This is a genomic window from Pseudomonas sp. RGM 3321 (assembly GCF_022836805.1).
Taxonomy (GTDB): Bacteria; Pseudomonadota; Gammaproteobacteria; order Pseudomonadales; family Pseudomonadaceae; genus Aquipseudomonas.
On sequence record NZ_JALHBH010000066.1, the window covers coordinates 1 to 4,524 of the forward strand.

The window sequence follows — 4,524 nt, forward strand, 5'->3', positions numbered from 1 at the left end:
GCGCCTGCACTCGACGCTGCATTACGTAAGTCCGATGCAATACGAGCAGAACTGGCAAAGGCAACAACCCTAGATACTCGACCCCGACGCCGGGTTAAGGGATACGTTTCTCGGGGGCAAGGTCACCTTCTGGATCGCTTTGCCTTCAACCATCTCCAGATAATGCACAACCGTCTCGACAGTCTCTGTAGCCTGGCGCTCGACTTTGCGCGTTCCCGTCTGGACCTTCTGTACTTTGCCACCAGTTTGGACCATCCGGTACTGGATCAATCCTTGCTCCGCAGCAGCAAAGCTACGGACGAAGTCCAGCCCCAATGTGAGCTTTTCAATTTCCGTTTTCTGACGCACGTCAGACGTTACGATTGGGCTCGTCTGAATGACAACCTGGCTGAACGGATAAGCGGTAGTGCCTAATGCGGTGTAGTTGGCTGTGGTACTCCGAACGACTGCCGCACTGGTGGCAACTAGACCGGCATCAATCTGGGCAACCCCTTGACCCGTAGTTGATGTACCACCGATAAAAGCCAAGCGTGCATCCCACGCAGAGGAGAGACCGGATGAGCGGCCCTGAAACTGCACGACACCTGCGGCGGTGGAAGACCCAAGATTCACTAATGCTCCAGAGGTCGCCAGATCAAGGACGCCCCTACGCAAAGACACTCCATCAGCGGCTATGAGCTGACCTACCGTAACACCTCGAGTATCGAGTAGCGTACCAAGCGCCCCGCCTGCAGCTCCGGAAGGGAAAACCCTAATAGCAGTACTATCGGACTCGAACGCAGCCCCCCGTTCTTTCCGCTGAAGCTGATACCATTTCCCCAGCCTCGAGGAGATCCACCAAGGTTCGATACAGAAATAGCAGTATCCAGAGTAAAGCCGCGCTCACCGATATTGGAAGCGATCTGGATACCCGTGTGATAATCAACACGAGTACCGTCGCTCGCCTGGATATCTGTGTTTACTTCCCGACCGGTAATGTTATTTACGTATTTAGCCGTGCCGTAAAGCCCTACATAATCAGATCCACCGAAATACGCACCACGCAGATCAGAGGGACTCGTCCCGCCATCTCCCGAGTTAGTCAGCACTTGACCTTGTACGCCAACATAATTTCGGTCTCCGTTGTTTTGATCTGTGACCCCCTCAGTACCGAATCCTTGTAGCAACACCCCGTCAATAGCATGTCGCCCTCCGCGCGTCGAAGGGCCACCAAAACCCATTGTCACGTTCAGGCCGTCCACTTTCGAACCGGTGGCACCGTTCAGACCATTTTGTTGCACGACGCGGTCGTTGGGAATGTACAACGAGGCGTAGTTAAACTTATTTCCGTTGCCGTTGATGTTTTCTCCAGGGGTATACCACCCCACTACCCAGCCGTTATCGTTGAACGACGTCCCGGTTTTCCAACTTCAGCCCGAGTGGGCCCGGACGTTTTGTCCAGCTTCCAGCGGCTACCGTCGGCTGCGACCAATAGACCCGCATCGAGATTTTCGGGAGAAATTGTGTCCAGGGGGGCTCGCCTCCAAAATCCGCCCCCTGCATGAATAAACGCGTAACTTGCGCCTCCGCTTACGGCTCGCAGGTCTGTCAGATTTTCCAGGTAGTACGCATTGGTATCAGGCATAAATTAGTTCCTCAAGTTGGATTTTAAGTGGATGCAATCCTCATATCTCCGCTCGGTTTCTCGGGAATTTGAATGGCGTGAAATAAGCTGGCCGACAGATGAGCTCCTCACCGGCAGCACACGGGCAATGATTATTGCCAAAGCGCCATTTCGTCAGGCTGATCCAGATCAGAACCACCCAAATACTGTATATAAATACAGCAATGACCATAATAGGCTTTGTCAACATCGTCCGAATCAGGTTGCATCTGTCACTGAGAAACCACGGATACCAACGCGAACGCCGCCAAATCATCTGACGGAGACAGTTCTTTGCTCTGGCCGGAACCACCGCGTGGATGCCAGCGCTTACGCATCGCAAATCACGCAGTAGCCCCTTCCATTTTTAATCGCAGCGCCCCGGTGACGGCATGGCGTGGGGGCAGCCATGCCCGCATTAATGAAGCAGACTGATCATTCGCCTGTCGCTTCAGAAGAAATGCTCGTTCAGACGTCGAGCGGCAGCTGCTACCTACCGAATCGACTAAATAAAAAGCATGGCATTGAGTTCATGCAATACGACCCCGGCCAAATCTAAGGCAGTCAGCGATAGATCCGGTAGCCGATGCGCGCAACATGTTTCACATCAATCAATTTCGAGATAAGGGATCTGGCACAGGCAAGTCGCCAGAGCTGTGGGCGTGAGCCACATCGCCTGATTGCAGGATACGAAAAGGCGGTCGGCGAGCGCATCAAGGCCTAACCCGAGCCTCGCCTATTACGCTGAATGCTCCGAACCGCTAGGGAAGGTCTGAAATAGGCATCGATTTTTGACGCCCTCGTGGCCTCAGGTTCAAAAAAGCTCGCCTGGTCAGATAATCAGACTTTTCCCGCTTTTAACTCATCGATTTCCCTTAAAACAGCGCCTTTCCAAGGCGTTTTTCCGCATTACAGGCGCACCTCTCCCATCGCCAGCAGTCGTTTTCGCACCATCCAAAGGTTCGACAAGGCAAATAGGGTGGCCTGTTGCGTGGTGTTTTTAGCCAGCCCGCGAAACCGGACTTTCGTATAACCAAACTGGCACTTGAGCACGCGAAATGGATGTTCGACTTTCGCTCGTACCTGGGCTTTCGCGAACTCGATCTTGCGGTATACCTGTGTGATCAAACTGGTCTTACCATGCTTTTTGTAACTGCTCGGGCGTGCCGCAATCGACCAGATCATCTGACGATCCTGATGTTCCGCACGCTTGTCCACGCCGGTGTAGCCCGCATCACCAATGACATAGGTTTCCTCGCCGTGTAGCAACTGATCGACTTTAGTCACGTCCGCCACATTCGCTGCGGTGCCCACCAGGCTATGGACTAAACCCGACTCCGCATCGACGCCGATATGCGCTTTCATACCAAAGAAATATTGGTTTCCCTTCTTCGTCTGATGCATCTCAGGATCACGTTTGCCGTCCTTGTTCTTGGTCGAACTCGGCGCGTGAATGATCGACGCATCGACCACGGTGCCTTGACGCAGCATCAAACCACGATCACCCAAGTAGCCGTTGATAACCTGCAAAATTCCGCCTGCCAACTCGTGTTTTTCCAACAAGCGCCGGAAGTTGAGAATGGTGGTTTCATCGGGAATTCGATCCAGACTCAATCCCGCGAACTGGCGCAGGATTGTTGTTTCGTACAGCGCTTCCTCCATTGCCGGATCACTGTAGCCGAACCAGTTTTGCATCAGATGTATGCGCAGCAACGCCATTAGCGGATAGGCGGGACGGCCACCTTCGCCCTTAGGGTAATGAGGCTCGATAAGATTGATCAATCCTTTCCAGGGCACGACCTGATCCATCTCGATCAGGAAACGCTCTTTACGGGTTTGCTTGCGTTTGCCAGCGTACTCGGCGTCGGCGAAGGTCATCTGCTTCATCAGGCGTCTCGGCGGTGGAGATCAGGTATTCTGCCAAACTTAGAGGTCTTCTTCAGAGTTTCCCTAGGTCAGTTTGAAAGCCTTCAGATCCATCTTGGCTTTAACCATGAGATCTGGAGTCATAGGCCTCCCCTGATTATCTAAAAGCACTGGGGTGCATGCACAGCGACAGCGCACACGGTTATCCCCCTCTGCCCACCAATCAAGCATCTCCTGCCCAGAGAATAGCTCACCATGCCTTTCAACATGATGCTCTCTGCTGGTGGGTGTCAGAGCCGACAGGTGCATGAATTTCAAAGGTATGCCGAGACGCGCTGAATCAGAGATGTCGTTCTGTAGCTTGCGAATCCGCATTTCATGGAGTTCTGAATCAGAAATTCTACCGACCAAGATTGCGCTCCTCGTTAAGACCCTCATCAAGTTAATAGACCACTTGATCAACTCACGCCACCCTTCGGAATTCGATATGAGCCAGAGCCACCAGACACGGGTGGGCGACTGCATCGATATAATGCGCATGCTGCCAGATGAAAGCGCGCATGCACCGAATGAACGACTCTGCTTGGAAAAAGGCAACGGTGCGCGGCGAAACTTTGGCAGGAGGAAAACCTTCGCCCCGCTCTCCCAGGCTATCTGTCCATCAGGATTCACGACTTGAAGCACACCTTCGGTCGTCGCGGGCGTCACGGAGGAAGATCGAAAGGCATTGCTCGGGCACAAGAACGGCAGCATCACCAGCCCTTACTCGGGCGCTGAACCAGGGCATCTGATTGAAGCCGCGAACATGGTGTAAGCCACCGACTCACGCGGGCCGGTTCTGACGATTTTGAAGAGGAGGCAGGCATGAAAAAAATCACGCAAAAGTCACACTGTCTAGTCCTGAAATAGGTTTACACCTGTTTCACGCTCAAAACGCCCGATGCACCGCATCGGGCGTTTTGTATTTCAGGGATAAGTGTGGCCGCTCCCTATTGTAGATCTGCACCGATTCATCC

4 protein-coding genes and 1 pseudogene are annotated in these 4,524 nt (G+C 53.2%); 1 reads left to right on the forward strand and 4 read right to left on the reverse strand.

Going from position 1 to position 4,524, the window contains the following annotated elements:
- Window positions 1-69: 69 nt before the first annotated feature.
- The 4 genes from RGM3321_RS00310 to RGM3321_RS28425 all read right to left on the reverse strand — a co-directional run bounded on the left by RGM3321_RS00310 (window position 70) and on the right by RGM3321_RS28425 (window position 3,883).
- Window positions 70-612, reverse strand: a complete 543-nt coding sequence (locus RGM3321_RS00310; protein ID WP_244391059.1) for a hypothetical protein — start codon at window positions 610-612, stop codon at window positions 70-72.
- Between the two features lie 71 nt (window positions 613-683).
- A complete protein-coding gene (locus RGM3321_RS00315; RefSeq protein WP_244391060.1) occupies window positions 684-1,367 on the reverse strand; it encodes a hypothetical protein in 684 nt (227 codons plus the stop codon).
- 1,184 nt (window positions 1,368-2,551) lie between these two features.
- The gene (locus RGM3321_RS00320) at window positions 2,552-3,529 is read right to left on the reverse strand and encodes an IS5 family transposase (RefSeq protein WP_244391062.1); all 978 of its coding nucleotides are present in this window, start codon (window positions 3,527-3,529) and stop codon (window positions 2,552-2,554) included.
- A 63-nt stretch (window positions 3,530-3,592) separates the two neighbouring features.
- A complete protein-coding gene (locus RGM3321_RS28425) occupies window positions 3,593-3,883 on the reverse strand; it encodes a hypothetical protein (protein WP_347880956.1) in 291 nt (96 codons plus the stop codon).
- A gap of 185 nt (window positions 3,884-4,068) precedes the next feature.
- Between RGM3321_RS28425 and RGM3321_RS00325 the strand changes: the two are divergent.
- Window positions 4,069-4,322, forward strand: a pseudogene (locus tag RGM3321_RS00325) (site-specific integrase); the annotation flags it as partial.
- Window positions 4,323-4,524 lie beyond the last annotated feature (202 nt).

Bases quoted from the DNA above. Each gene is read 5' to 3' on its own strand.
- RGM3321_RS28425 (WP_347880956.1), bottom strand. From the start codon at position 3,883: ATGCGGATTCGCAAGCTACAGAACGACATCTCTGATTCAGCGCGTCTC.
- RGM3321_RS00320 (WP_244391062.1), bottom strand. From the start codon at position 3,529: ATGAAGCAGATGACCTTCGCCGACGCCGAGTACGCTGGCAAACGCAAG.